The sequence below is a fragment of the Nocardia sp. NPDC004340 genome (assembly GCF_053602575.1).
In genome coordinates, this window is sequence record NZ_JBSGDW010000002.1 from 399,957 (window position 1) to 426,226 (window position 26,270).

General features: G+C 68.8%; 24 protein-coding genes and 1 pseudogene. 13 read left to right on the forward strand and 12 right to left on the reverse strand.

Annotated features, from left to right (window positions below; translation table 11 throughout):
• Window positions 1-53: 53 nt before the first annotated feature.
• From ACWEOI_RS09395 to ACWEOI_RS09410, 4 genes are all read left to right on the forward strand, one after another.
• Complete coding sequence (locus ACWEOI_RS09395; RefSeq protein WP_357091916.1) at window positions 54-899, forward strand: 3-hydroxybutyryl-CoA dehydrogenase; 846 nt, start codon at window positions 54-56, stop codon at window positions 897-899.
• 206 nt (window positions 900-1,105) lie between these two features.
• A complete protein-coding gene (locus ACWEOI_RS09400) occupies window positions 1,106-1,516 on the forward strand; it encodes a hypothetical protein (RefSeq protein ID WP_452359358.1) in 411 nt (136 codons plus the stop codon).
• A gap of 100 nt (window positions 1,517-1,616) precedes the next feature.
• On the forward strand, window positions 1,617-1,985 hold the full coding sequence (locus ACWEOI_RS09405) for a nuclear transport factor 2 family protein (protein ID WP_357091922.1): 369 nt from the start codon (window positions 1,617-1,619) through the stop codon (window positions 1,983-1,985).
• A 73-nt stretch (window positions 1,986-2,058) separates the two neighbouring features.
• Window positions 2,059-2,877, forward strand: coding sequence for an alpha/beta fold hydrolase (locus ACWEOI_RS09410; protein ID WP_452359359.1), 819 nt, complete (start codon window positions 2,059-2,061; stop codon window positions 2,875-2,877).
• Between the two features lie 11 nt (window positions 2,878-2,888).
• Here the strand turns inward: ACWEOI_RS09410 and ACWEOI_RS09415 are convergent, their stop codons facing one another.
• On the reverse strand, window positions 2,889-5,627 hold the full coding sequence (locus tag ACWEOI_RS09415; RefSeq protein WP_452359360.1) for an ATP-binding protein: 2,739 nt from the start codon (window positions 5,625-5,627) through the stop codon (window positions 2,889-2,891).
• A 306-nt stretch (window positions 5,628-5,933) separates the two neighbouring features.
• Between ACWEOI_RS09415 and ACWEOI_RS09420 the strand changes: the two genes are divergently transcribed.
• Entirely contained in the window at window positions 5,934-7,415 is a 1,482-nt protein-coding gene (locus ACWEOI_RS09420) for a DHA2 family efflux MFS transporter permease subunit (RefSeq protein WP_433668292.1), read from the forward strand.
• A 115-nt stretch (window positions 7,416-7,530) separates the two neighbouring features.
• The gene (locus ACWEOI_RS09425) at window positions 7,531-7,842 is read left to right on the forward strand and encodes a hypothetical protein (protein ID WP_433668294.1); all 312 of its coding nucleotides are present in this window, start codon (window positions 7,531-7,533) and stop codon (window positions 7,840-7,842) included.
• Between the two features lie 11 nt (window positions 7,843-7,853).
• On the opposite strand, the gene ACWEOI_RS09430 is transcribed toward ACWEOI_RS09425, so the two are convergent.
• The 7 genes from ACWEOI_RS09430 to ACWEOI_RS09460 all read right to left on the reverse strand — a co-directional run bounded on the left by ACWEOI_RS09430 (window position 7,854) and on the right by ACWEOI_RS09460 (window position 14,255).
• Complete coding sequence (locus tag ACWEOI_RS09430; RefSeq protein WP_452359361.1) at window positions 7,854-7,994, reverse strand: hypothetical protein; 141 nt, start codon at window positions 7,992-7,994, stop codon at window positions 7,854-7,856.
• Window positions 7,995-8,164: 170 nt separating this feature from the next.
• Window positions 8,165-9,631, reverse strand: coding sequence for a peptide MFS transporter (locus ACWEOI_RS09435; RefSeq protein WP_452359362.1), 1,467 nt, complete (start codon window positions 9,629-9,631; stop codon window positions 8,165-8,167).
• 130 nt (window positions 9,632-9,761) lie between these two features.
• Window positions 9,762-10,781: a Ppx/GppA phosphatase family protein gene (locus ACWEOI_RS09440; protein WP_452359363.1), complete on the reverse strand. Its 1,020-nt coding sequence runs from the start codon at window positions 10,779-10,781 to the stop codon at window positions 9,762-9,764.
• 52 nt (window positions 10,782-10,833) lie between these two features.
• Entirely contained in the window at window positions 10,834-11,382 is a 549-nt protein-coding gene (locus ACWEOI_RS09445) for a DUF501 domain-containing protein (RefSeq protein ID WP_357280342.1), read from the reverse strand.
• Window positions 11,379-12,056: a septum formation initiator family protein gene (locus tag ACWEOI_RS09450; protein ID WP_433668301.1), complete on the reverse strand. Its 678-nt coding sequence runs from the start codon at window positions 12,054-12,056 to the stop codon at window positions 11,379-11,381. Before ACWEOI_RS09450 ends, ACWEOI_RS09445 begins: the two co-directional genes overlap by 4 nt.
• Before the next feature lie 51 nt (window positions 12,057-12,107).
• Window positions 12,108-13,394, reverse strand: a complete 1,287-nt coding sequence (eno, locus tag ACWEOI_RS09455; protein WP_452359364.1) for a phosphopyruvate hydratase — start codon at window positions 13,392-13,394, stop codon at window positions 12,108-12,110.
• Between the two features lie 108 nt (window positions 13,395-13,502).
• Complete coding sequence (locus ACWEOI_RS09460) at window positions 13,503-14,255, reverse strand: lytic murein transglycosylase (RefSeq protein WP_433668303.1); 753 nt, start codon at window positions 14,253-14,255, stop codon at window positions 13,503-13,505.
• 215 nt (window positions 14,256-14,470) lie between these two features.
• Between ACWEOI_RS09460 and ACWEOI_RS09465 the strand changes: the two genes are divergently transcribed.
• The 7 genes and pseudogenes from ACWEOI_RS09465 (at window position 14,471) to ACWEOI_RS09495 (ending at window position 24,244) form a co-directional block, all read left to right on the forward strand.
• Entirely contained in the window at window positions 14,471-15,559 is a 1,089-nt protein-coding gene (locus tag ACWEOI_RS09465; protein ID WP_452359575.1) for a TauD/TfdA family dioxygenase, read from the forward strand.
• Window positions 15,560-15,582: 23 nt separating this feature from the next.
• Window positions 15,583-16,545: an ornithine cyclodeaminase family protein gene (locus ACWEOI_RS09470; protein WP_357092372.1), complete on the forward strand. Its 963-nt coding sequence runs from the start codon at window positions 15,583-15,585 to the stop codon at window positions 16,543-16,545.
• Between the two features lie 169 nt (window positions 16,546-16,714).
• Window positions 16,715-18,091 carry a Y4yA family PLP-dependent enzyme gene (locus ACWEOI_RS09475; protein WP_452359365.1) on the forward strand — a complete coding sequence of 459 codons (1,377 nt, stop codon included), beginning with the start codon at window positions 16,715-16,717 and terminating at the stop codon, window positions 18,089-18,091.
• A gap of 60 nt (window positions 18,092-18,151) precedes the next feature.
• Window positions 18,152-19,183: pseudogene (locus tag ACWEOI_RS09480) on the forward strand (PLP-dependent cysteine synthase family protein); the annotation flags it as partial.
• Window positions 19,184-19,563: 380 nt separating this feature from the next.
• Window positions 19,564-20,961, forward strand: coding sequence for an MATE family efflux transporter (locus tag ACWEOI_RS09485; protein ID WP_452359366.1), 1,398 nt, complete (start codon window positions 19,564-19,566; stop codon window positions 20,959-20,961).
• Between the two features lie 96 nt (window positions 20,962-21,057).
• Window positions 21,058-22,011, forward strand: a complete 954-nt coding sequence (locus ACWEOI_RS09490; RefSeq protein ID WP_433668309.1) for a metallophosphoesterase — start codon at window positions 21,058-21,060, stop codon at window positions 22,009-22,011.
• Between the two features lie 142 nt (window positions 22,012-22,153).
• Complete coding sequence (locus ACWEOI_RS09495; RefSeq protein ID WP_452359367.1) at window positions 22,154-24,244, forward strand: hypothetical protein; 2,091 nt, start codon at window positions 22,154-22,156, stop codon at window positions 24,242-24,244.
• Between the two features lie 22 nt (window positions 24,245-24,266).
• Here the strand turns inward: ACWEOI_RS09495 and ACWEOI_RS09500 are convergent, their stop codons facing one another.
• From ACWEOI_RS09500 to ACWEOI_RS09515, 4 genes are all read right to left on the reverse strand, one after another.
• Window positions 24,267-25,106: a DUF4389 domain-containing protein gene (locus tag ACWEOI_RS09500; protein ID WP_433668312.1), complete on the reverse strand. Its 840-nt coding sequence runs from the start codon at window positions 25,104-25,106 to the stop codon at window positions 24,267-24,269.
• Window positions 25,107-25,237: 131 nt separating this feature from the next.
• The gene (locus ACWEOI_RS09505) at window positions 25,238-25,618 is read right to left on the reverse strand and encodes a hypothetical protein (RefSeq protein ID WP_452359368.1); all 381 of its coding nucleotides are present in this window, start codon (window positions 25,616-25,618) and stop codon (window positions 25,238-25,240) included.
• Between the two features lie 73 nt (window positions 25,619-25,691).
• Window positions 25,692-25,889, reverse strand: a complete 198-nt coding sequence (locus ACWEOI_RS09510) for a hypothetical protein (RefSeq protein WP_433668316.1) — start codon at window positions 25,887-25,889, stop codon at window positions 25,692-25,694.
• Window positions 25,886-26,245, reverse strand: a complete 360-nt coding sequence (locus ACWEOI_RS09515; protein WP_433668318.1) for a hypothetical protein — start codon at window positions 26,243-26,245, stop codon at window positions 25,886-25,888. The genes ACWEOI_RS09510 and ACWEOI_RS09515 overlap by 4 nt, the downstream gene beginning before the upstream one ends.
• Between the last annotated feature and the right edge of the window lie 25 nt (window positions 26,246-26,270).

Below are 26,270 nucleotides of genomic sequence, written 5' to 3' on the forward strand. Positions count from 1 at the left end.
TGCGGGCGGTCCAGGAAGATGGTGCCCGAGTAACTCGAGTACAAGGAGATTTCGTGGAACGCATTGGCGTGATCGGCGGCGGCACCATGGGTGCCGGTATCGCCGAGGTGGCGGCCCGCGCGGGCGGGTCGGTCCTGATCCTGGAGCGCGACACCCAGGCGGCGGACGCCGCGGTGGAGCGGATCGAGAAGTCGCTGGCGCGCGCGGTGAAGTCCGGGCGGCTCGAGCAGGCCGCGGCCGACGAGGCCCGCGCCCGCATCGCCCTGACCACCTCGATCGACGACTTCGCCGATCGCGAGCTGGTTATCGAGGCCGCGCCGGAGATCGAGTCGCTCAAGGCCGACTTCTTCACCAAGCTCGACGGCATCGTCTCCCCCGAGACCATCCTGGCCACCAACACCTCCTCCATCCCGGTGATCCGGCTGGCCAACGCCACCGCCCACCCGGAGCGCGTGGTCGGCGTCCACTTCTTCAACCCGGTGCCGGTGCTGCCGCTGGTCGAGATCGTGGTCACCCTCAAGACCGACCGCGCCGTGGTCGACAAGGTCACCGGCTACGCCCGCGACGTGCTGGGCAAGCGCACCATCGAGTCCAAGGATCAGGCGGGCTTCATCGTCAACGCCCTGCTGATCCCGTACCTGTGCAGCGCGATCCGCATGTTCGAGACCGGCTTCGCCAGCGCCGAGGACATCGACGAGGGCATGGTCAGCGGCTGCGCCCACCCCATGGGCCCGCTGCGTCTGTGCGACACCGTCGGCCTGGACGTCACCCTCGCGGTCGCCGAGTCGCTGTTCGCCGAGTTCGGTGAGCCGCAGTACGCGCCGCCGGTGCTGCTGCGCCGCATGGTGGACGCGGGCTACCTGGGCCGCAAGACCGGCCGCGGTTTCTACACCTACTGATTCACCCCGAATTCGGCCGCCCGCACTCGAAGTGCGGGCGGCCGTTTCGTGTCCGGCTGTGCGCGAACGAATGACGGTCACGAACTTATCAATTGTCCAACATGGTTGGTTTGTTATGCACTACCCTGACCCGCGATGCGCCGCTGACTTCCTGAAATCTGGTGCAGGAAACAGTGAATCGGTTCCGGAACAGCAAGGAAACAACCGTGCACGCACGCAGCCTCGTCACCGCCCTCGGCGCGTTCGCCGCCGCCGTCACCCTGGCCGCCGGTAACGCGCAGGCCATTCCCGCGCTGGCCGTCGACAGCGCGCGCGAGACCAATGGCAATGCCGTGATCACGGTTTCGTATTTGTGTACCGGACCCGCCGCCGCCCTGTCGGTGACCGTGCGGGCGACGCCCTACCAGGGGTCCGGGGTCAATGGCAGCACCCTCGCACCGGTCGTGTGCGCCGGGCAGCCGCAGCAGGCCACGGTCACGGTCAATCCGGTGCAGCTGTTCGGGGAATCGGCCAAGTTCCAGTCGGGGGCGCTCACCGACGTGACGGTCACCGTGCTGGACCTGACCCTGAATTCGCCGGTCAACACCACCAAGAGGCGGATCGAACACCTCGGCTGAGCGAGACCGGTCGTCAGTACCTAATGACGACAGATTCCCGGTCGCCGCGATCTTCATAACGTTGTCCTCATCAAGTTCACACGAACCGAGGAGAACGACAATGAGTGACATCACCGAACTCGTGCAGCGCTACCTGACCGCCTGGAACACCACCGACGCCGGGCAGCGGGCCGCACTGGTCGCCGAACTGTTCACCGAGGACGCCGAATACACCGACCCGCTGGTGTCGGTGCGCGGGCACGCCGGACTCGACGCCACCATCGCCGCCGTGCAGGCGCAGTTCGCCGGGCTCGAGTTCACCCTCGGCGGGGCCGTGGACGCCAACCACCACATCGCCCGATTCACCTGGCACCTGGGCGCTCCCGGCGCGGAACCGCTGGTGATCGGCTTCGACGTGGCCGCCCTCGCCGCCGACGGACGCATCGAGCGCGTCTACGGCTTCCTCGACCAGGTCCCGGCCGGACTCTGATCCACGACCGGCCGGGCGGGACGCGATACCGCCCGGCCCTCCACCGAAACTTCGGTACGACAAGGGGATTCCCATGTTCTTCACCACTCCCGCCGACAGCACCGTTCTCGCCTACGAGGACTACGGCACCGGCGCACCGCTGGTCTTCATCTCCGGCTGGGCCCTGCCCACCGACATGTGGGAGTGCCAGGTGCCCTTCTTCCTCGAGCAGGGCTACCGCTGTGTCCTGCTCGACCGCCGCGGCCACGGCCGTTCAGACCGACCGTCCTCCGGCTACGACACCGACACCCGCGCCGACGATCTCGCCGCACTGCTCGAACACCTGGACCTGCGGGACGCGACCCTGATCGCGCACTCCACCGGCGCGGCGGAAGCCGTCCGGTACCTCGCCCGCCACGGCGCGGACCGGGTATCGCGAATCGCCTTGCTGGGCCCCGCGATTCCGTACCTGCTCCAAACCGAGGACAACCCGATCGGCATTCCCGCCGCGATGATCGACGCCTCCACCGCGGACCTGCGCGCCGACCGCGCCCAGTGGCTGGCCGACCGCGCCCAGGGCTACTTCGCCACTCACCTGGGCACCCGGGTCTCCCCCGCCGCCATCGAGGCCGAGGTGCAGCGCAGCATGAGCTGCTCCCCGATCGCGGCGCTCGAGGTCCAGAAGGCGGTGGCCCGCACCGACCACCGCGCCGACGTCGCCGCACTGACGGTGCCCACCCTGCTGCTGCACGGCCTGCACGACCAGTCCATCCCGATCGAGGTCAGCAGCCACCAGGCCGTGCGGCTCTACCCCGCGGCGGTGCTGAAGGAGTACCCGACCGCCGGCCACGGGCTGTACCGCAGCCACGCCGACCAGGTGAACGCCGACCTCCTCGAGTTCGTCAAGGCGTGACGGCGCCGCGATCAATGCAGCTGCGCGGCAATTCCTTTCAACTCGCCGCGGGAAGTCACCCCGAGCTTCGGGTACGCCTTGTACAGGTGGTAGCCGACGGTGCGGTGACTGAGGAACAGCTGGGCCGCGATATCGCGATTGGACAGGCCCTCGGCGGCCAGGCGGACGATCTGCAACTCCTGCGGGGTCAGGCCGGTAGCGGTCGTCCGCGCACCGGAGGGATCGGCGGCGGGAGCGCCCGCCGCCGACAGCTCGTGGCGGGCCCGCTCGGCCCACGGGCGCAGGTCCAGGCGGTCGAAGACCTCGAGCGCCTCGGTCAGGTGGGTGCGGGCCTCGGACTTGCGGCGGGCGCGACGCAGCCATTCGCCGTACAGCAGTGCGGTGCGGGCGAATTCGATGGGGCGGGCCTCGCGATCATGGATCGCCAGAGCTCGGATGTAGAGGTACTCGGCGTGATCGTCGTCGAGCAGAGCGCGGCAGCGCAGTACCAAGGCCTCGGCCCACGGCTGGCCCACCGATTCCGCCCAGCCTGCCAGCTTCGCGAACGGGGCGGCGGCGCGGTCCGGGGCTCCGAGCCGGACGGCGGCCTCGACCAGATCCGGAATCGAGCGGGTGGCGCAGATGTGGTGGCTGAAGGGGACTTTCGTCAAACGCTCGAAGCGGGACAGGGCGGACTCGGCGCGGCCGGCGCCGAGGTCGAGCAAGCCCAGCGACCAGTGCGCCCAGGGCGCGCCGGGGGCGATCGATCCGGGAGTGTCGCCTTCCAGACCGAGGTCGGCGTGCGCACGGCATTCGGCCTCATCGCCGCGCAGGGCGTCGAGATGCGCCAGCACACTGCTGAGTTGGCGCACCCACTGCTGCTGGCCGGTGTCGCGGGCGAGGTCGCGGGCTTCGACGGTGGCGGTGCGCGCGTCGGTCAGGCGGCCGGTGAAGATATCGGCTTCGGCGGCGAAGAACAGCACGGTCGGCAAGCGGCCCGCGGCACCGGCGGCACGGTGCCGGGCCGCCAGGGATACGGCCAGATCGAAGGCGGGGCCGTCCTGGCCGCGGGCCAAGGCCACGCCACACAGGATCAGCAGAACCTGGTCGGAAACCTCACCACGGGAACGGATCTCGGCGAGTGTCTCGGTGAGTGACAGCGGTGTGCCGGGGCCGCTATCGAACAGTCGGCCCAGGAACCGCACGACGGGTGCCACGGCGGGTTCGTCCGTCAGGCGTAGGTCGCCGAGGCGCTTCAGTACCTCGGTCAGTTCCGGCTCACCCAGGTACCAGCCGGTATGGATGGCCTGCACCAGCATTCCCGCGGCCTGCTCCGGATCGTCGGCGGCGATGCTCGCGGCCGCGTCGATCAGCAGCCGATGCGCCTCGGGGAACTCGCCCTGCCAGAACTTGGCCAGGGCCTGAACCTGGGAAAGACCGGCGCGCAACGATTCCGAACTCACCTCCCGGGCGGTGCGGCGGGCCAGCTCTCCGGCCCGCTCGACATCACCCGATTCCAGGGATGCCTGAGCGGCCAGGGCCTGTCGGCGCGTACGGTCCTCGGGCCCATCGCTCAGCCGCGCCGCGCGATCGTAGGCAGCGGCCGCCGCCGTGTGACCGCCACGCTCACGAGCCCGAACGGCGGTGCGCTCCAACGCATCCGCCACCTCGGCATCGGGACCCAGCGCCGCCGACGCCAGATGCCAGGCCCGCCGATCCGACTGTTCCGGCGCATCGAGAGCCTCGGCCAGTGCCCGGTGCGCGGCCAAACGCTGTCCCAGCGGCGCACGTTGGTAGACGGCCGCGCGAATCAGCGGGTGGCGGAAGGTGATCGAGGTCCCGGAGTCGGGGCGCAGCAGATCCGCCGCCTCCGCGGGTGCGAGATCGTCGATCCCCGCGCCCAGGCTCGCCGACGCGCGCAGAATGACGGCGGGTTCACCGGATTCATCCGTGGCGAGCACGGTCAGCAGTGTTCGGGTCGCCTCCGGCAGGCGGCTGATCCGGCCGTGGAAGGCCAGCCGCAGCCGATCGGTCAGCGGCAGCGCGCCCGCGGCGAGATCGGGGGTGGCCTCGGCGGCCATGGCCAGCGGCAGTTCCCGCAGGGCGAGGGGGTTGCCGTGCGCTTCGGCCAGCAGCCGGTAGCGGACGGCCGGGGTGAGCTCGTGCTCGTCGAGCAGGGCGGCGGCGGCCTCGGGTGACAGACCGGTCAGTCGCCGCTCGGTCAGACCGACCGCCTCGAACGTGCCCTCCCCGTCCCGCACGCCGAACACCATCACCACGCCCTCTGCCCGCAGCCGCCGGGCCGCGAACAGCAGCGCGTCCCGTGACGCCCGGTCCAGCCACTGCGCGTCGTCGACGACGACCAGCAGACCCGATCCGTCCGCGTACTCGGTGAGCAGCGACAACACCGCCAGTCCGGTGAGCATGGGTTCGCGACCGCCGGGGCCGAGTCCGAGGGCAGCCGACAAGGCCTCACGCTGCGGGTCTGGCAGGCCGGGCAGCCGATCCAACGCCGGGGACAGGAGTAATTGCAGACCGGCGAACGGCAGTTCCGCCTCCGCCTCCAGGCCGGTGCCGCGCAGCACCCGCAATCCCTCGGCACGCGCGGCGGCGTCCTCCAGCAGCGCGGTCTTGCCGATCCCGGCCTCGCCGCGCACCACCAGGACCGCGCTGCGGCCCTCGCGCGCACCGTCGATCAGCGCGCCGAGCGCCTGTTGCTCCTGCTCGCGTCCACGCAGCGGCGGAAGCTGTTCGGCCACGGTCGTTCTCACACCGTCCATCATGGCGGGTAACAGAACATGCGCCGCCGGGCCGGTGGATACGAGAAAACGTGACCTGCCTCACTTTTCAATCTTTCCGGCCGTCATAAGCACTGGTGAGAGCACATATTCAGCATCCCGCTCAGCGGTGAGACGGCCGATAATCGGATGAATCCTGTCGGACCCCGCCGGAATACTTGTCGCCGACCGATGAGTTGAGCGATCAGTACCCGTCTGCATCGATGTGGCACCCGGACGGCGATCACCGATTCCGCGGACCACCCACCCCTCGAACACGAACACCCCGGAGGTTTACCGATGCCCGCCGACCTATCCGCGAGCTCGACCAAGCAGCGGACACCAACGGTCATCCGGTTGCTGGTGCTCGCGACATTCACGGTGATCCTCAACGAGACCATCATGATCAACGCGATTCCGCGGCTCATGAACGATCTCCACGTGACCGAGCGGTCCGCGCAGTGGGTGTCCACCGTCTTCATGCTCACCATGGCCGCCGTCATTCCGGTGACCGGCTGGTTCCTGCAGCGGGTCTCCACCCGCCGCGCGTACGCCATCGCCATGGGTGTCTTCCTGGTCGGCACCGCGCTCGCCGCGGTCGCGCCCTCGTTCGCCGTGCTGCTGATCGCGCGCGTCATCCAGGCCGGCGGCACCGCCGTCATGATGCCGCTGCTGATGACCACGCTGATGACCGTGGTTCCCGAGCAGGATCGCGGCCGCGTGATGGGCAATGTCACCCTCGCCATCTCGGTGGCCCCGGCCATGGGACCGGTCATCTCCGGCGCGGTGCTCAACTACGGCTCCTGGCGCTGGCTGTTCGTGCTGGTGCTGCCGATCGCCGGTGCGGTGACCGTGTTCGGTCTGCGCAACCTGGAGAATGTCGGTGAGCCGCAGACCGGTTCGATCGACTGGTTCAGTGTGGTGTTCGCGGGCTTCGGTTTCGGCGGTCTGGTGTACGGCCTGAGCAAGTTCGGTTCCGGCAGCGTCGCGACCCCCGCCCTGTTCGTGGCCGGTGGTCTGGCCCTGGTCGCCATCTTCGTGGTCCGTCAGATCTCGCTGCAGCGCAACGGCACCCCGCTGCTGGACCTGCGCGTCCTGCTGTCGGGCACCTACGCCAAGGCGCTGGTCCTGATGGCCGTGGCCTTCCTGGCCATGATGGGCTCGATGATCCTGCTGCCGCTGTACCTGCAGACCCTGCGGGAACTCACCCCGCTGCAGACCGGTCTGCTGGTCATGCCCGGTGGCCTGGCCATGGGTCTGCTCGGTCCCACCGTGGGCAAGATCTTCGACCGCTTCGGCGGACGGATCCTGGTGATCCCCGGCTCGATCGGCATCACCGCCGCCCTGGTCGGCTTCACCCAGATCTCGCTCACCACGCCCTACGCCGCCCTGGTCGCCCTGCACATCCTGCTGATGGTGTCCCTGGCCGCCGCCTTCACCCCGGTCTTCACCCTGGGCCTGGGCGCGCTCCCCATGCACCTGTACTCCCACGGCAGCTCGATGCTCGGCACCCTCCAGCAGGTGGCCGCCGCCTTCGGCACCGCCCTGGTCATCACCGTCATGACCTCCCGCGCCACCCATCTGGTCGACGGCGGCGAGAACCCGCTCAACGCCCACCTCGACGGCATGCGCCTGGCCTTCCTGGTCTCGGCGGGCCTGGCGCTGGTCGTCATCGTCATGGCGGTCCTGCTCCCCAACCGCTCCGACGCCCCGGCGCACGGCGAGCAGATCCCGGACACCCTGGACGAGCTCGACGACGCCCCGCAGCTGGTCAAGGACTGAATCCCGGCACCGAAAGCGCCCACGGCCGAACGCCGTGGGCGCTTTCGTATACCCGCACCGTGTCGCGGGATCTCGGCATACGATTGGCGAACAGTCGGAGAGACAGGAGCCACCGATGACCAAGTTCCTCGTGCTCTACAAATCCGATCAGTCCGCTCGCGAACAGATCGCGCAGAGCACCCCCGAAGCGCTCGCGGCCGGGATGCAGGCCTGGATGGATTGGGCCGGGCGCGCCGGCGCCGCGCTCGTCGATCTCGGTTCACCCCTCGGACCGGGCTCGGTGAACGCCGATGGCGGGGTCGGCGGCTTCTCGATCCTGCAGGCCGATTCGGCCGGAGACCTCCAGAAGGTCCTGGACGGCCATCCGCACACCGAATCGGGCGGCACCATCGAAGTCTACGAATTCCTCGCCATGCCCGGCATGTGACGCTCGGCCGTTCAGCCGACGGCGCGGCCCGCGCTGCCGGTGACGGCCGCGCGCTCGATCTCGACGGTCACCGTGTCGGGGTCCTCCAGTCTGGTGCAGTGACCCAGGCGGGGTAGTTCGATATAGCGGGGCTGGAATCCGTTGGCGCGCAACCCTTCGGCGATCCTTCGGGAGGCTGAGGGCGGGGTGAGGCGGTCCGCGCCGCCGACCAGGACGCGTCCAGGCCGCGCCGTTCACCGTCGCGCAGGACGCGGAGCACGAAATGGATGGGTACGGTGCGCGCCACAGGCACGAACCTAGCAACCCGCGGCCGGCGCGAGGGTCAGTGCACGCCCTCCATGTGGCGGCTGATCCACGGGGAGAGAGCCCAGACGACGATGCCGACGACGATGGCCACCAGGCCGGTGATGCCGAAGTAGGCGAGCTCGTGGGAGGGGTCGTAGTACTTGGCGAGGACGCCGGACATGGAGGTGCCGATGCCGACCGAGAAGAAGTAGAGGGCCATCATCTGGGCGCGGAAGGCGTTGGGGGCCAGCTTGGTTGTGACCGACAGGCCGATCGGGGACAGCATGAGCTCGGAGACGGCGAAGGCGCCGAGGATGAAGAAGACGATGACGAAGGACACCGATTTGCCCTCGGTGCCGGAGAACAGGGTGAAGAGGAGGAAGGCGGCGCCCATGCCGACGACGCCGAGGGAGAACTTGCGCGGGGTGCTGGGGGCGCGCATGCCGAGGCGGGTCCACATGATGGCGAACAGCGGCGACAGGGCGATGATCCAGACCGGTTCCATCGAGCCGATCCAGTTGGAGGGCGCGGTCCAGCCGAAGATGGACCAGGTCATGCGCTTGTCGGAGTAGGCCGACAGGACCGTGAAGATCTGCTGGAACAGCGACCAGAAGACGGCGTTGGCAATGAAGAGGGGCATGTAGGCGCGGACCCGGGTGCGCTCCACCGGGTTGACCTTGGCGCTGGTCAGCATGATGCCGAAGTAGACGATCGAGGCGGCGGTGATGACGCCGGTGGTGACGTTGGGCAGGTTGGACAGGGTCACCAGCCCGGTGGCGGCGGCGATCGCGACGATCACCGCGAAGGCGGCCAGAACCGCGATCACCTTCGGGATCTCGGTGCGCGGCAACGGGTTCGGGATGTCGCGACCGTGCTCGCCGAGGTTCTTGCGGAAGATGACGTACTGGGTGAGGCCGATCGCCATACCGACCGCCGCGGCGCCGAAGCCGTAGTGGAAGCCGATGTGGTCCTGCAGCAGGCCGGTGATCAGCGGGCCCGCGAAGGCGCCCAGGTTGATGCCCAGATAGAAGAGGGTGAAGCCGCCGTCCGCGCGCGGGTCGTCCTTGTCGTAGAGGGTGCCCAGCAGCGAGGAGGCGTTCGCCTTCAGACCACCCGAACCCAGCGCGACCAGCACCAGACCGACGCCGACACCGGCGAGTCCGGGCAGGATGGCCAGCGCGATGTGACCGGCCATGACGATGACGCCGCCGTAGAAGACGGTCCGCTCGGAACCGAGCAGCCGGTCGGCCACCCACGCGCCCAGCACCGTCGACAGGTAGACCAGACCGCCGTACGCGCCGACGATGCCGAGACCGGTCGACTCGGCCATGCCCAGGCCGCCGTCGGTGGTCGAGTAGTACAGGTAGTAGCCGAGAATGGTGAGCATCCCGTAGAACGAGAACCGTTCCCACAATTCGACGCCGAACAAATTCGCGATACCGATGGGATGGCCGAACAGGGTCCGTTCAGTGGCCGGTTTCGCGTCCTGTGCTACTCCTGACATACCGAGACCCTCCCATATCGGGCAATCTGACAGCAACCTCGCAAGTTAACTTACGTCACATTTTCCCAGGGGAAAGTCAGCCCGACCTCGGCATCGGGCAAATGGCCTTGAAAGCCCTCGAAGAATGTCCTTATGAGGCAATCGAAAGCGCGATGCCGTCCAGGATGTCGTGCTCGCTGACAATCAGTTCGGAGATCCCGGCCCGCCGCGCCAGCTCATCCGCCAGCACCTCGGCAACCACCGCGCCACCACCGATCACATCCACCCGGCCGGGGTGCATGGGCCCGAGCGCGGCCCGCTCGTCGTGGTTCATGCCGATCAGCCGATCGCACACCTTGCGCAGGTCCGACAGCGGCATGCGGGTGAGATGCACTCGCTCCGAATCGTATTCGGGCAGATCCAGCGCGACCGCCGCGATCGTGGTCATGGTTCCGGCCACGCCCACCCAGGTGCGCGCCCGCTCCACCGGCACCACGCCGAAGGCCTGCGCCAGCCGCTCGGAGGCGAAGAACCGCGCGGACGCGACCTCCTCGCGGGTGGGCGGATTGCCGTGCAGGCAGCGCTCGGTGATCCGCACGCACCCGATATCGGCCGAATACGCCGACTGCACACCGGCCGCGTCGCCGAGCACCACCTCGGTGGACCCGCCGCCGAGATCAACCACCACGAAAGGCCCTGCGGCACTGGAGAGTTCCCCGACCGCACCCGCGAACGACAGCCGCGCCTCCTCGTCACCGGTGATGACCTCGGCCTGCGCGCCGGTCACCACCCGGCCCAGTTCCTCGCCGGTCATGCCGAAGAAGTCCTCGCGGTTCGAGGCGTCGCGGGTGGCGGAGGTGGCGACCATCCGCACCCGGGTCACCCCGTGCTTCAGCATCAGGTCCACGTAGTCGCGCAGCGCGACCCGGGTCCGTTCGATCGCTTCGGGATTCAGCGAGCCGGTGGCGTCGACGCCCTGCCCCAAGCGCACGATCCGCATCTCGCGGTGCACGTCGGTGAGGTGCGGCGCGCCCGCCTCGTCGCGGGTGGCGTCGGCGATCAGCAGACGAATCGAATTGGTGCCGCAGTCGATCGCCGCGATCCGCTCGTGTCCTTCGGCCGCCGTGTCGCCGGCAGCCGCCGAGCTCTGGGCGAATTCCGCATTGCTCATCAATGACCTCTGAATTCGAGTGGTGCCGAACGACTCCGGCGAACGCGCCGGGTCAGGCGTCGCCGGTGGCCGAATCGGTGCGGTACTGGTCGTATTTCGGCCAGTCGGCGGGGATGGCGGTGCCGCGCAGGCCGTGTTCGGCCGCCAGGGCGACGGCCTCGTCACCGAGCGTATTGAGCCCCGGCCCCTTGGCCAAGGAATGAGCGATCAGGACGTGCAGGCACTTCACCCGGTCGGGCATGCCGCCCCCGGCGAAATCGGTGCCCAGGTCCTCGATGGCATTGCGTTCGGCCAGGTAGCTGTCGTACGCGGCACGGTAGGCGGCGGCCAGTTCCGGATCGCGGGTGAGGCGTTCGGACATGTCGCGCATCAGGCCCGTGGTCTCGAGCCGGCTCGCTTCCGCGGTCAGCCGCGGGTCGGTCAGGTAGTACAGGGTCGGGAAGGGCGTGCCGTCGGGCAGCTTGGGCGCGGTCTTCACGACCGCGGGCAGGCCGTCGGGGGTGTGATACGCGATGGCGAGCACGCCGCGCGGAGCCCGGCCCAGTTGCTCGGCGACGATCGCGAGATCGCGCTCGCTGGGTTCGTTCTCGGCTGCGGTCACCTGGGTTGTCCTTCCTCGGACGGTATGGGCGGCGGGGGCGGCGCCGGGGTGGTGGTGGGTGCGGGGGCGGCGACCGGTTGCGGCGACGAGATGCTGCGCCACACCTGCGTGTACCAGGGGTCGGGCTCCCGCGGTTTGGCGGGCTGGGTCGGGATGGCCGGCTGCTCGATCTCGGGGATCTGCACGATGTAGGGGGTGTCCCCCGGCATCACCAGGCGCAGGCGGTCCCGGGCCTCGGCCTTGATGTAGTTCGGATCCTGTTGCTGCGCACGGCGATCACGCAGCACCGAGACTTCCTCTTCCAGCTGATTGTGCTGGGTGGCCAGTTCGGCGGCATCGGTGCGCTGGGTGAAATAGGTGCGCAGCGGGACCGCCAGGGTGAGCGCCAGGCCCGCCAGCACCGCGGCCAGCAGGACCGCGCGACCCGTGGACAGGCCCAGGATCTTGCGTTCGTGCCGTTCGGAATTCGCGGCGGACGTGGTGCGGCGCTTGGCCGTGGCCTTGGCCGCGGTCCGGGTCTTGCTCGCGACCTTGGCGGCCGCGCCCGACTTGGATGCCGCGGTGGCGGTTTCGGTCCGCTTCCCGCCCGAGGCGGTCTTGGACCGGGTGGAGCGCGACGGGCGCCGGTCACTTCGTCCCGCAGGACTGGTACCGCGCGCCCGTCGCTCCGTCATCTCACACCTCGAAAGTCAGCTGATCGATTGCCTTCTCAGCCTTCGACTATGTCAGCCTTCGAACGCGAAACGCGGGAAGGCCGCGTCACCGGCGTAGCGCGCCGAGTCGCCCAGGGCGTCCTCGATACGCAGCAGCTGGTTGTACTTGGCGACACGCTCGGAACGAGCCGGGGCGCCGGTCTTGATCTGGCCGGAACCGACGGCCACGGCCAGGTCGGCGATGGTGGTGTCCTCGGTCTCGCCGGACCGGTGGCTCATCATCGTCTTGTAGCCGTTGCGGTGGGCCAGGTCGACCGCGTCCAGGGTCTCGGTCAGGGTGCCGATCTGGTTGACCTTCACCAGCAGCGCGTTGGCCGCGCCCTTGGCGATGCCCTCTTCCAGGCGGTCCGGGTTGGTGACGAACAGGTCGTCGCCGACCAGCTGCACCTTGTCGCCGATCTGGTCGGTCAGCGAGACCCAGCCGTCCCAGTCGTCCTCGGACAGCGGGTCCTCGATCGAGACGATCGGGTAGTTGCCCAGCAGGCCGGCGTAGAAGTCCGACATCTCGGCCGCGGTGTGCAGCTTGCCCTCGAACTTGTAACCCTCACCGGTGGTGTAGAACTCGGTGGCGGCCACGTCGAGCGCCAGCGCGATCTCGCTGCCCAGCTTGAAACCGGTCTTCTCGATCGCGGAGACGATCAGGTCCAGGGCGGCGCGGGTGTTGGCGACCGACGGCGCGAAACCGCCCTCGTCGCCCAGGCCGGTGGACAGGCCCTGAGCCTTCAGCACCGACTTCAGGGTGTGGTAGACCTCGGCACCCCAGCGCAGCGACTCCTTGAAGGTCGGCGCGCCGATGGGGGCGATCATGAACTCCTGGACGTCGACGCCGGAGTCGGCGTGCGCGCCACCGTTGAGGATGTTCATCATCGGGACGGGCAGTACGTGGGCGTTCGGGCCGCCGACGTAGCGGAACAGCTCCAGGCCCGAGGACTCGGCGGCGGCGCGGGCCACGGCCAGCGACACGCCGAGCAGGGCGTTCGCACCCAGGCGCGACTTGTCCGGGGTGCCATCCAGATCCAGCAGGGTCTGGTCGACGGTGCGCTGCTCGACGGCGTCGAGACCGATCACGGCCGGGGCGATCTCGTCGAGGACGCCCTCGACGGCCTTCTGCACACCCTTGCCCTGGTAGCGGTCGCCACCGTCACGCAGCTCGACGGCCTCGTGCTCACCGGTGGACGCGCCGGAGGGCACGGCCGCGCGGGTGAGGGTGCCGTCGTCGAGAGCGATCTCGACCTCGACAGTGGGGTTGCCACGAGAATCCAGGATCTCGCGAGCTCCGACCTGTTCGATGATGGCCACGAAACGACACTCCTTCGGCTGCTGACTCGGCAGGTCGCACGGCTATCCCGTGCTGCCGAAAAGCCTAGCAGTGCGCTATTCGACCTCTGGGCATCACTCCGAGACCGGTCAGACGGTGCGGCCCACGCTGTAGGCGGCGGCTCGATACCGGACGGTATTCATATAGCTGGTGGATTGGTTGTAGGTGAGCAGGGCCTGCTGCCAGCCTGGGGCCGCGGTCAGGTCGCCGCCCATGGCGCAGAGGTAGCGGGCGGCGGTGAGGGCCGCGTCGTCGATGTTGTCGGGATCGATTTTGCCGTCGCCGTTGGCGTCCACGCCCCAGCGCTGCCAGGTCTCGGGGATGAACTGGAACGGGCCCATGGCGCGGGCGTAGACCGGGTTCGCGTCGGTGGCGCCGACATCGAGGATGCGGGCGCGGCCCGGTGAGCCGTCCAGGGCCAGGCCGCGGATCGGGGGCGACACCGTGCCGTCGTCGGCGATGCGGGATCCGGCGTGGGTGCCGTGCTGACTCTCGACGCTGGCGATGCCCGCCAGGGTGGTCCAGCCGATCCCGCACTCGGGCCTGGAGCGGGCCATCACCGCGGCCGCGTACCCGTACGCCTCGAGCGCGAGCACCGGGATGCCGGTCGATTCGCGCTGTTCCTTCGCCCAGTCGCGGAGCTGAATCGCGGTGCGGCCCGGGGCATCCAGATCGATCGCGGGCACCGGCGCCCCCGCTCGGGGCGGCATGTCGTCGGGCACCGGCGTGAGATGGGTTGTCCCGCAACCGGTCAGCACGAGCAGGGCGACGGCCGCGCCCACCAGGCCGGCGCGGGTCAGCGGGGCCCGGAGGCCGGCCATTCGGATACGCACACCGTTCATCATCCAGATGGATCGGCACGCGGGCGAGAAACGTCAACGCGGTTCGCCCGAACGAGACCGATTCGATTACCCTCCGCGCGGGAATCCTATACGCATTCGCTATTTCTACGACACACCCTTAGGTAAGCCTTGCCAAATTAATGCGGGGGCAATACCGTCTTCGGTCGAGCCGAGATCACCATGTCACCGCCCCAGCCAGGAAGGCCCCTCCCTTGGTGAAAAGCGTTCTCTCCGAACGTCACCCGCTCCACCCCGACCACCCCGACCAGCTCGAACGGCGCGACCTGCCGGAATCCGCGACCCGGGCCATCCGCTACCTCGCCGCTGAGATCGCGGTCACAGTGGGCGCCACGCCGGAGATCGCAGCCACCCTCTCGCATCCGGTCCTGTTGCGCCACATCGACGCCAAATACGGCAGGTTGCCCGACGTCGTGCACGAGGCGATGCGCCCGCCCGCCACCGCCGCGGGCGTCGCGGTGATCGGCCGGCTACCGATCGACGAGGACGTGCTCGGCCCGACCCCGTTCAACTGGGAGGAGGCCGCGCGCTGGGCCGGCGAACGCTCGCGGCGAGCCGGGTCGTTCGAACTCGACATCGCCATGCTGCTGCTGGCCCGGTGCGCCGGTGAGCCGTTCGGCTGGCACGGGCAGCAGGCCGGGCGGCTGGTGAACAACATCCTGCCCACCCCCGGCCACGAGCACGAGCAGTCCGGGGCCAGCAGCACCGCGCTGCTCAGCCCGCACACCGAGGACGCCTTCCACCCCGAGCGCGCCAACCTGCTGATGCTGGGCTGTCTGCGCAACCCCGACCGGGTCGCCACCACCGTGTCCTCGATCCGGCAGGTGGAACTCGATGCGGCGCACTGGGACATCCTGCGCGCCGCCCGGCTGCCGATCCTGCCCGACGTCTCCTACGGCGACGACTTCGGCGACCGGACCGCGCCGCCGATCCCCACCGTCGGGGCCGACACCGACGGGCCGACACTGCGTTTCGACCCCGCGTACACCCCGCTCGACCGGGCCGACGACGAATTTCGTTGCGCCTACCAGCATTTGACCAGCGAATTGCATCGCGTAAGTCGCGCGGTCGCTTTGGCTCCCGGCGAGCTATTGCTGGTGGACAATGATTCCGTGGTCCACGGCAGGGTGCCTTTCGCGCCGCGTTACGACGGCAGCGACCGCTGGCTCAAGCGGGTGAATATCCGTCTGCCCCAACGCCGCCGCGCCGCGGCCGAAGCCGACGAGGACGGCTACGGTCAGCGCGTGGTCGCTCCCTTCAGCACGACCAGAGGACAGTGCCCGTGAACTACCGCCCCACCCCGCTCCGGGTGCTCAGCCGCAGCGATCTGGCGGATGTCCCGATCAGCCCCGCCGAGGTGGTGCGCGCCGTCGAGGACGCGTATCTCGCACTGGCGGGCGGTGATTCGGACAACCCGCGGAAGCTGAGCGTGGCGCACCCGGACGGCTGGTCGGTCGCGTACGCCATGCTGGGCCGCGACGGCCGCCGCCGGGTGGTGGCGATGAAGACCAGCTACAAGTTCGATCCGCACCACGACCGCTCCAACAAGCGGTACTTCACCACCATCTCGCTCTACGACGACTCCACGGGAACGCCCATCGCGCTGATGGACTGCGCCCGCGTCGGCGCGCTGCGCACACCCGCGGTCTCGGCTCTGCTGGTGCGCGAATGCGTCCGGCCGGGCGCGCGCAGCGCGCTGCTGATCGGCACCGGCACCCAGGGGCGCAACGCGCTGCCCCACCTGCTGGCGGCGAACCCGCAACTGAACCGACTCATGCTCTATGGCACCCACCCCGAAGGCCTGGAAGCCGTGTATCAGCAACTGCTGCACCACCATCCGCACGCGGAACTGGAGACCGTCGACGACCCCAACGCGGCGGCGCGGGAGGCGGACGTGGTCCTCGCCACCGCGGGTCCGGGCACCCAGGTCGCCATCGACTCCGAGGATCTCGCGCCCGGCTCGACCGTGGTGCTGGTCGGCTACGGCCTGGCCCCCTCCACGCTGGTGCACGCCGACCGCGTGATCGCCACCAGCGCCGAGCAGATGGCGCTCACCGGAACCGATATGGCGGGCCCGGACGGCCGACTACGCCGGGTCGACGCCGAGCTACCCCAGATCCTGGGACATCGCGCCGTCGGCCGAATCTCCGATGACGAACGAATCTTCGTGTACAACAGCGGGCTGGTGCTCACCGATATCGCCGTCGCCCACGCGCTGGCCAATCGCGCCATCGCCGAGGGACGGGGCACCGAGGTTTCGCTCTGGGACTGATCGCCGGAATTGACCGGCTGGATTCGCCTCAGAAATTCACCCGAAACGGTTATTCGCGACATTGATCCAATCGATAACCGCTCGGGTCTAACGTTTCGAACGACACATTCTCATGCATGTTGGCTATCGCCGCGCCCGAGAGGCAGCCCCCGCGCGCCCGAAAGGAAAAATGTCCGCCTCCACCGAGACCGTGGTCGCCCCTCCCGGTATCTCCACCATTACCGCCAGCCCGATGCCCGCGCACCGACACGCCTGGGAACAGGGGCTACTCGACCACCCGGAGGCGCTGCGGCAAATCGCCCGGCAGATCGACGGACCGTTCCACGTCATGTATCCCGACCAGGTCGTGGAGAACATTCGAGGATTCCAGCGGGAATTCACCCGGGCCGGAGTGCGGGGCTCCGTCTACTACGGGAAGAAGGCCAACAAGGCCGACTGCGTCGTCCGCGCCTGCGCCGAGGCCGGCTGCGGCGTCGATGTCGCCAGCGTCGACGAGCTGAACGACGCCCTCCGGGGCGGCATCCCCGGCACCGACCTGATGGTCACCGGACCGGCGAAATCGGATCGGCTGCTCGAACTCGCGGCCCGGGCGCGGGCGCTGATCGCGGTCGACGGCCTGGACGAGCTCACGCGACTGAGCAAGTTCCCGGAACCGAGCCGGGTCCTGCTGCGCGTGCTGCCGCCGGGCTCCACCAGCCGGTTCGGGCTGACCGAGCCGGAATTGGACCTCGCCCTCACCGACATCGATCGCAACGTTGTCCACCTGCACGGCTTCAGTTTTCACCTCTCCGGCTACGAGGCGGCCCCGCGCGCGGCGCTCACCCACGCGCTGATCGAACGCTGCCGCAAGGCCCGGGTACTCGACCATCCGATCAGCACCATTTCGATCGGCGGCGGCTTCGGCGTGGACTACGTCTCCGGGGACGACTGGGAGGCCTTCCGCAAGGGCGTGAATCCGCGCTGGTTCCACGGTGACCGGGCCCCCGGCGCGGGCTCCTACTACCCGTATCACTGCCCGGTGCCCGGGCCCGCCATGCTCGCCACCATCCTCGGAACCGACGACCTCGCGGACACGCTGCGCGAAACCGGCATTCGGCTGGCGATCGAACCCGGGCGGGCGCTGCTGGACCGCGCGGGCAGCACAGTATTCGGGATCCAGGGCGTCAAAACGCGGTACGCGCACGGCGTCCCGTACGACATTCTCACCGCCAACGGGACCAGCCTCAGCCTTTCCGAACAATGGTTCAACAGTGAATACCTGCCCGACCCGGTGCTGTGGCCGCAACGCCCGGGAAATCTCACCCCGACCTGCGTCGGCGGGTCGTCCTGCCTCGAAGATGACATGCTGAGCTGGCGCCGGATCCCGCTCCCCCGGCCCGCCACCACCGATGATCTGCTCATTTACCCGAATACCGCCGGTTATCAGATGGACAGCAACGAGTCCTCATTTCACGGGCTCCCCATTCCGCCGAAGGTAGTCTTGCGAAGCTCGCCGGATCGACGACAATTCAATTGGCGCCTCGATACCGCTCTCGACGCGTTCTGAACCGTTTTCAGTCACCGCCCCGCTCCCCGCTCCAGCGACCTTCCCGAGGAGAAACACTCGATGCCGGTTATCGCCAGGCGAGTGTCCGAGCTGATCGGCCGGACCCCGCTGTTCGAGCTGGCCGTCAGCCCGGCCACCGGGACACGGCTGTTCCTGAAACTCGAGACCATGAACCCGACCGGGACCGCCAAGATCCGGATGGCCCGGGCCATGGTGCTGGACGCGGAGCGGCGCGGGCAGTTGGGGCCGGGCGGGCACATCATCGAATCGACCTCCGGCAATACAGGTTTGGGGCTGGCGGTGGTCGCGCGCGAACGCGGGTACCGCTTCACCGCGGTGGTCGACCATCACGCGTGCAAGGCCAAGCTGAACGCCATGCGGGCCATGGGCGCGACGCTCGAATTCGTCTCCGACGAGGGTGACGACGGGCTGTCCACCTCCGCGCGGGAGGAGCGGGCGGCGGAGATGGCCGAGCAGACCGGCGCGTACTTCCCGGCGCAGCACGCCAATCCGGCCAATGGCGTCGGATATGTCGCGCTCGCCGGGGAATTGGTGGCCGACCTCGGGCACGTCGACGTGCTGGTCGCGGCGGTCGGGACCGGCGGTTCCCTGTTCGGGACGGCGCGGGGACTGCGGGAGAAGGGTTGTGATCCGCGGCTGATCGGGGTCGAACCGGAAGGGTCCATCGCCTTCGGCGGGCCCGGGCACGACTACTGGCAGTCCGGCACCGGGACGCCGATCGGCGCGGAACCCGGGGTGCACGTGGATCAGGACCTCCATCTGATCGACGAGCGGGACCGGGTGAAGGTGTCGGACGTGGACGCCTTCGCCACCACCCGCGCGCTGGCCGCCCGGCTGGGACTGCTGATCGGCGGGTCGTCGGGCAGCTCGGTGTACGCGGCGCTCACCCGGATCGACGAATTCCCCTGCCACTCCACCGTTGTCGTGATCATCAACGACGACGGCGAGAAGTACCTCGACACCGTCTTCGACGGCGAGTGGATGAGCGACCGCGACCTGCTCGACACCGAACGCGAGACCGAGATCGCGCGACTGCTCGAGACCCACCGGCCCGCCGCCCGCCCCGACCCGCGCGAGCGCTCGGCGCTGCGGCACCTGCACTACGCGCTGCCCGACGACTACGCCGTCGAACGCGGCCTCACCGGACGGCCGCTGCGCGATTACGCCGACCAGATGGTGCCCGAGGCCACCCTGATCCACCAGCTGGAACTGGCCGACATGCCCGCCCACGAGATCGGGGAGCTGCTCGCCGCCGGCGACACCGGACTGGTCTGCCTCGCCCTCGACAAGTACCGGCAGCGGCTCGAGGACCAGGCCGCCATGGTCGCGCAACTGCTCTCGAAACTCCGTGGCACCGCGCCCGAACCGCCCGGCACCCACACCATCCTGGTGCCGGACGCCACGCCCGTCGCGGACGCGGCGACCACACCCGCGGACGGGGCTGCCACGACATGATCGGGGCGCTTCGGCAATCCGATGGGCGGCAGCTGACCTCGCTGGCCACGCCCATCGCCCTGACCCAGCTCGCCCAGGTCGCGGTGTCCACCACCAATATCGCGCTGATGGGGACGCTCGGCGTGCGGGAAGTCGCCGCGGGCGGGCTGGCGCTGGTGCTGTTCAACCAGATTCGGACCATGTGCGTCGGGCTGATCACCGGGACCGGGAATCAGGTGGCCACCGTGGTGAGCCGCGCCGAGAAGCAGGAGCGGCGGGCCGAGGCTCTGGTCCGGGAGGTGGTGCGGTCGAGTTTCCTGATCGCCACCGTGGCCGGATTGCTCGGCGGCGCACTGCTGATCGGGCTCGGCTGGGCGTTGCGGTGGCTGGGGCAGGACGCCGCCGTGCTGGCGCAGGCGCGGCCGATGATGGTGGCGCTCGCGCCGGGACTGGTGCCGTGCCTGTGGTTCCAGGTGCTGCGGCAGTACACGGTCGGGATGCAACGGCCGCAGGCGCTGCTGCTGGTGACGCTCGGATCGGTGGCGCTGAATCTGGTGCTGGCGCTGACCTTCATGCACGGCTGGGCCGGGCTGCCCGCACTCGGGTTGACGGGTGTCGGCGTGGCGACCTCGCTGGTCTTCCTGATCACCTTCGGGGTGTTCTGGGCGATGGTGCGGCGGGATCCGAAACTGCGTGCGACGCTGCCGGTTCGGATGTGGCCGGTGCACGCGGCGACGGTGCGGGAGGAACTGCGGCTGGGGACGCCGATCGCGCTCACCTATGGGTCCGAGGCGGGCATGTTCTCGGTGCTGGCGCTGGTCATGGGGAGTCTCGGGGCGGCGGCGCTGGCGGCGCACAATGTCGTCTACCAGATCGTGTACATCGTGTTCCAGGTGGCGATCGGGCTCTCGCACGGGGCGTCGATCCTGGTGAGCCGGGCGGTGGCGCGCGACGAGTACTCGCACGCGCGCTCGGTGGCGTGGCTGGCGCTGCGCTACGCGGGACTGATCGCGGCGCTCACCGGCCTGGCGTATGTGCTCGCGCCGGACTGGGTGTTGAAGCCGTTCCTGGCCGACAGTGATTCCGCCACCGTGGCTTTGGCGCACACGCTGCTGCTGATCGCGATCGTGCTGCAGTTCTTCGACGCCGCCCAGAACATCGGGGTGGGGTTGCTGCGCGGGCTCAAGGACACCAAGGCCGGGTTCCGGCTCTCGCTGGTGGGGTATTGGGGTGTGGGATTGCCCACGGCGCTGCTGCTCGCGTTCCCCGTAGGATTGGGCGCGGCCGGGGTCTGGTGGGGACTGACGGCCGGACTGGCCACCACCGCTGTCCTGATGCTGCGTCGCTACTTCGCCCTGCTGCACGCACGTGAGCAGGAACATCCGCGAGTGCTGGCCGGTAGCCTCGGGCATTAGCCCGACACCCAAACCTCACCTTCCCGCAAGCATGCCGTCATTGTGCGCGGGCAGTCTGGAAGAAACGGCCTTACGAACATGCCGGGGAGGATGTCCGTGCACATCTCGCGAGTCGCCGAATACGCCAGGGCGGACCATGTCCTGTTCCACTTCAGCGACACCCACCTGATCGCCGCCGACACCGAGCTGTACGGCGCGGTCGACGCGGAGGCGCGACTGTCGACGCTGCTGGGCCAGGCCGAGGCCAGTGGCATCGCCCCGACCGCCATCGTCTTCACCGGCGACCTCACCGACCAGGGCGAGCCCGGCGCGTACCGCAAACTGCGGGACCTGGTGGAGCCGTGGGCCGAACGCATCGGCGCCCCCGTCGTCTGGGTGGCGGGCAACCACGACGAGCGCGGCGCCCTCCGCGAGCACCTGCTCGACGAAACCCCTTCCGCCGCACCGTTCGACGCCGTCCACCTGTTCGACGGCCTGCGCGTCATCGCCCTCGACACCACCGTCCCCGGCCACCACTGGGGCGAGATCACCGATGCCCAATTGACCTGGCTGCGTGACGTTCTCGCCGAACCGGCCCCCTTCGGCACCATCCTCGCCATGCACCACCCGCCCATCCCCTGCGTCCAGGACCTGGCCGTCCTGGTGGAGCTCCGCGACCAGCGCCGCCTGGCCGACGTCCTCGACGGCACCGACGTCCGCGCCATCCTCGCCGGCCACCTACACCTGTCGAGCACCGCCACCTTCGCCGGAATCCCCGTCTCCGTGGCATCGGCGACCTGCTACAGCCAGGACATGTCCGCCCGCGACGGCGGTCAGCGCGGCCGAGACGCCGCCCAAGCCTTCAACTACGTCCACATCTACCCGGACACCATCGTCCACTCGGTAGTCCCCATCGGCCAGGGCCCCACCGTCGGCCAACCCGCCGACCCCGACCAGGCCGCCGCCAAACTCGCCGCCGCCGGCATCGTCATCCCACCCGCGGCCCGCATCCCCCACGTCCTCCGCCACCCCTCCGAAGCCCCCGAATCCGACGGAGAATCAATCCTCTGACCGCTCCCCGCGAGCCATCGGGCAAGGATTTCGAGTAGTCGGGTACTCGCGCTAGCCGGGCGCCTCGACACGAGGATTACCCGCAATCGGGTTGGCAGTACGCGATGCGTTGCCTTACTTCACAGATTGCGGGGGAACATCCATGACCAAGAACATGCGCCTCGGCATCATCCGGGCTCGACACGACACCGCCGTTCCGGTCATCCCCGATGCCGCGTGCATCGCCATGCTCATGACCGGTGAGCACGCGGTGCTGAAGTACTGGATCAACACCACCCGTGGCCATCTGGACTTCATCGACTCACCGATGTTTCCGTGGGTCGACATGACACTGGGCGCCGACACCAGCCGGGCGGCACAGGCCAAGGCCGCGGTGGACGCACTGGTCGCCAAGTTCCCCGATCCCAACCCGCTGGCCGGATTGGACGGTCTGATCGTGCTCACCCACCCCGGAGCGGCCACCTTCGGGGCAGGCGCCACCAGCGCCGCCGGTTTGCCCGTCGCGGTCCTGTCGGCCGCCTTCAGCAATCACACCTTCATGTGCCACGAGACCGGTCACGTGCTCGGGTTCCAGCACAGCTTCGGGCTGGACAACAATGGCACCGACTGGAACCCCAACGACGCCACGATCATCGTCGGGCCCGAATACGGTTCCCCCTACGACCTGATGTCCTCGGCGTCGTTCGGCAGCCGGTGGCTGGGCGCGGGGCCGACCTACTCGGCGTCGCCGACCTTCGTCGGACCGAGCATCGCCGCCTGGCCCAATGCCGGCGCCTTCTCCATGGGACCGCATCTATCGCGGGCGAACCTGCACCTGCACATGCCCGATGCCTTGGCCGGCCGGGTCATCGAGAAGGCCTTCCCGCCGCCCGGGGCGACTGTCGCCGCCCGGCTGGTGCCGGCCTCGGCCGCCACCGGCACGTGCCTGCTCATCCTGCATCCGCCGGGTGAGCCCCCGACCGGCGCGGGCCGGGTGTATGTGGAGTACCGCGTCCCGGAGGGGTGGGACGCGGGACTGGATCCGGTCGGCCCCAGCCTGTCTCGCTCCGGTGTGGTCGTGCACTCGCTCGTCGATCAGCCGAACGCGGGTCCCCGCGTCTGGTACCGCGGCAGCATCCCGACGGTGTCGGTGGACCGTGACGTCACCGTCGCCATGACCCCGTTGGTCGTGCGCGCCGACGGCGTCGACGACGGCTGGGTCGACGTCGCGGTCACCGTCGGCGCCGAGCGCCGGGTCGAGATCGTGCGGGGATATCACTCCGACGACATGGTCGGTGTCATCGGAGAACTCCAGCAGTCGATCAGCCCCTGCGGCGACCCGATCCGGAAAGGCTCGTTCGCGACCGCGACAACCGACCAGTTCGACGTGCGCACAACCGGTTTCGGCGGGGCCGGCGTTCCTGTCGCCGCGGCGCCCACCGTCACCTGGACGGTGGGCGGGGTGCCGGTGACGGGGCCGAACGGACAGGTCGACGTTCCCGTCGGCGACGTGACCTACCCGGTCGACTACACCATCGACCCGGTGGTGTTCGAGTTGCAACTGACCTCCCGGGGTGGGGAGCGCTACGAAACCCCGGTCGTGGTCACCGTCGCCGGTGACGGCGCCAGCGCCACGGCGAGCACGACGTTCAGCGCCCTGGGTTGGTTCGACGGCATCCACCCCGAGGACGTCGAGATTCTGGGCGACTGCCTGCGGCGGATCGCCGACCGCTATCACGTCGCGCCGCCGCCGTTCCGCAAGCCCAGTCCCGATCCGCCGTGGGCGCCACCGATGCTGCGACGCCTGGCCGACGTGCGCTGGTTCGACAAGGCGGTGCGACTGCTCGAGGAGCTGCCCGTCCTGGAGGCCGAGGGCCGCGACGCACTTCTGCAGATCGTGTCGTCACAAGTCCAGCCCGTCCCCAGCATGCTGGATCGGCTGGGAGCGGACAGCATCGATTTCAGCGTGCCGGAAGTCGAGCTGACCGATTGGCTCGGCAATCCCGACTTCACGCCGTACCCGGCGCTGGCCGGAGCACTGCTGAAACTGTTGGACGGCAACCAACTTCGACGCCCGGTGTACCTGGATGTCATCGTCTTCAACTACGAGCAGACGCCGGGAATCGCCTCACCGCGAAGGGTGGAGGACGTCGACATGCACGTGTTGGAGACGGCCGTCGTCGACGGGTCGAACGATCGCTACGGCGAGGTGGTGTCGAATTTCGGGGAGCTGCTCGGCTCCGGAGGCGGGTAGCCGGACCCCGAGGGCTCGATGGTCAGGGGGTCGGGCGGGGCCATTCGATGTGGGTCGGCTGGGACGGTCCGTCGTCGTCGGTGCTGAAGTCGGCGCTGGGGTTGAAGAAGCTCCAGATGATGCCGAGGACGAGGATGACCCAGAGGAGGATTTTGCCTGCTTGGGAGACCAGGAGCGGGCGGGTCGGGGAGGCGGGGGTGAAGCCGGGGGGCAGAGTGGCGCCGCCCTCGGGGGTGGGGCCGTCGCCGAAGACCTGCTTGAGGTAGGTGGGGGTAAGCATGAGCCAGTACGCCTCGGTGCGGATCTGGACTCGGAGGACCGCCGACGTCGCTTGGAAGAGGGCGGCGGGCATGCGGCCGGTGATGAGGACGATCAGCCAGACGATCGGGGAGATGACCATCCAGCCGGTCGAGAGCCAGGTGGCGAGGAGCTGGATCGGGAAGCCCAGGATGAAGCGGAAGAGGACGGCCCAGCGGTTGAGGCGGGTGGGGGCCGGGAAGAGTACGCGCACCGGGTAGTTCACGTCGACGTCGACGGTGAACGGGGGGTACTCGTCGACCAGCAGGTAGAGGTAGCCCTCCACGCGGGCCGCGTAGGCGACCGTCCAGCGGAGGTAGTCGGCGCACCACTGGGGCAGGGCGCCGGTGATCAGGGCAGCGAACCAGCCGATGATGGCCACCACGAACTGGCCGAGGAACAGGATGAACAGCACGAACAGGTGCGGGATGGCGAGGATGAAGCGGATCAGGACGGTCCAGCGGCGCTGCTGCGCGGGCGGGAAGACATCCAGGTCGACGCTGGGCTCGAGCATCGGCTGCGGCGGCGGCATCGACGCCGGCGGCATCGGCGGGTATTCGACCATGATCGCGCCCTCGCTTCCAGATCCGTGATCGGCGGAAAGTGACGTTTCCTGGTCAGCGTCCCACATGAATCAAGGAGCGCGCCGAGGGCGCGCTCCACGAATTCAGGGCAATGGAATGGGAATCGGAACGATCAGTTGATCTTGACGCCGAGGCCGTAGTCGAGGGTGCGGTGCTGCGGCGAGGTCACCACGACCTCGTAGGAGCCGTTCACCGGCAGGGTGAACTTGGCCCACTGCTGCCCGGAGGTCAGGGTGCCGGTCGGGCCCTTCACCGTGACCACCACGTCCGACCAGTACGGGGCCGCGCTGACGATCATCGTCTGCCCGCCCCGGGCGTCGAGCTTGTAGTGGTCACTGTCGAACCCCTGCAGGTGGCCGCTGACGAAACCGTTGTCGGAGCCGTAGGCGAAATGGATCTGACGGGTCTCGTCCGCGGCGGCCGACCCGGTGCCCAGAATGGTGGCGGTGGAAGCGGCGGCGAGAACGGCGGAGGCGATGAACTTCTTTTTCATGCCGTAAGCGTCGACCCCGGCACCAATCGGATTCCAACAGAAGACTATTGGCCCGAGATCCCGCCGCCACCGGTCACCAGTTGGGCGGCGCGGAGATCCTCGACCCGAACTCCTCCTCGTACCAGTCCTCGTGAGTCAGCGAGTCCGGATGCCCGGCCTGCTCCTCCGCTGCTCGCGACTCCGACCACGCCCGCTGCGCATCGAGCTCCTGCCGCTCACCTCGCGCCCACATCTCCGCGTACTCGGGAGGGAGCGGTTCACCACCGCTCAATGGTCACTCCCGCAGATACGAGTTCGCTTGTCGAGGTAGTCGTTCTGCAGTTGTTTGCCGATATCGGCGCCTCCATCCGCCTTATTCAGCAGCTCGGTGACGCTCGCCCGGTTGACGTTGGCCTGACTTTCAGTCCCGTTGTTGATCACATCCCATGGTTTGAGGTTTTCGCCGTCGAACAGGTTGGGGTACTGCTGCTTCAGGTTCGGCTGTATCTGCTGTTGGGCCAGGGCGTCATAGTTCCAGTGCACGAAATCCGGCCAAGGCTCGGAACACAACGGCGGATGCTCGGCGACCGGTGTTTCCTTCTTCTCGGTGCACGCTGCCGTCACCGCCGGGATCAGCACGATCACCATCGTGGCGATGATTCGGCAGGTCGAC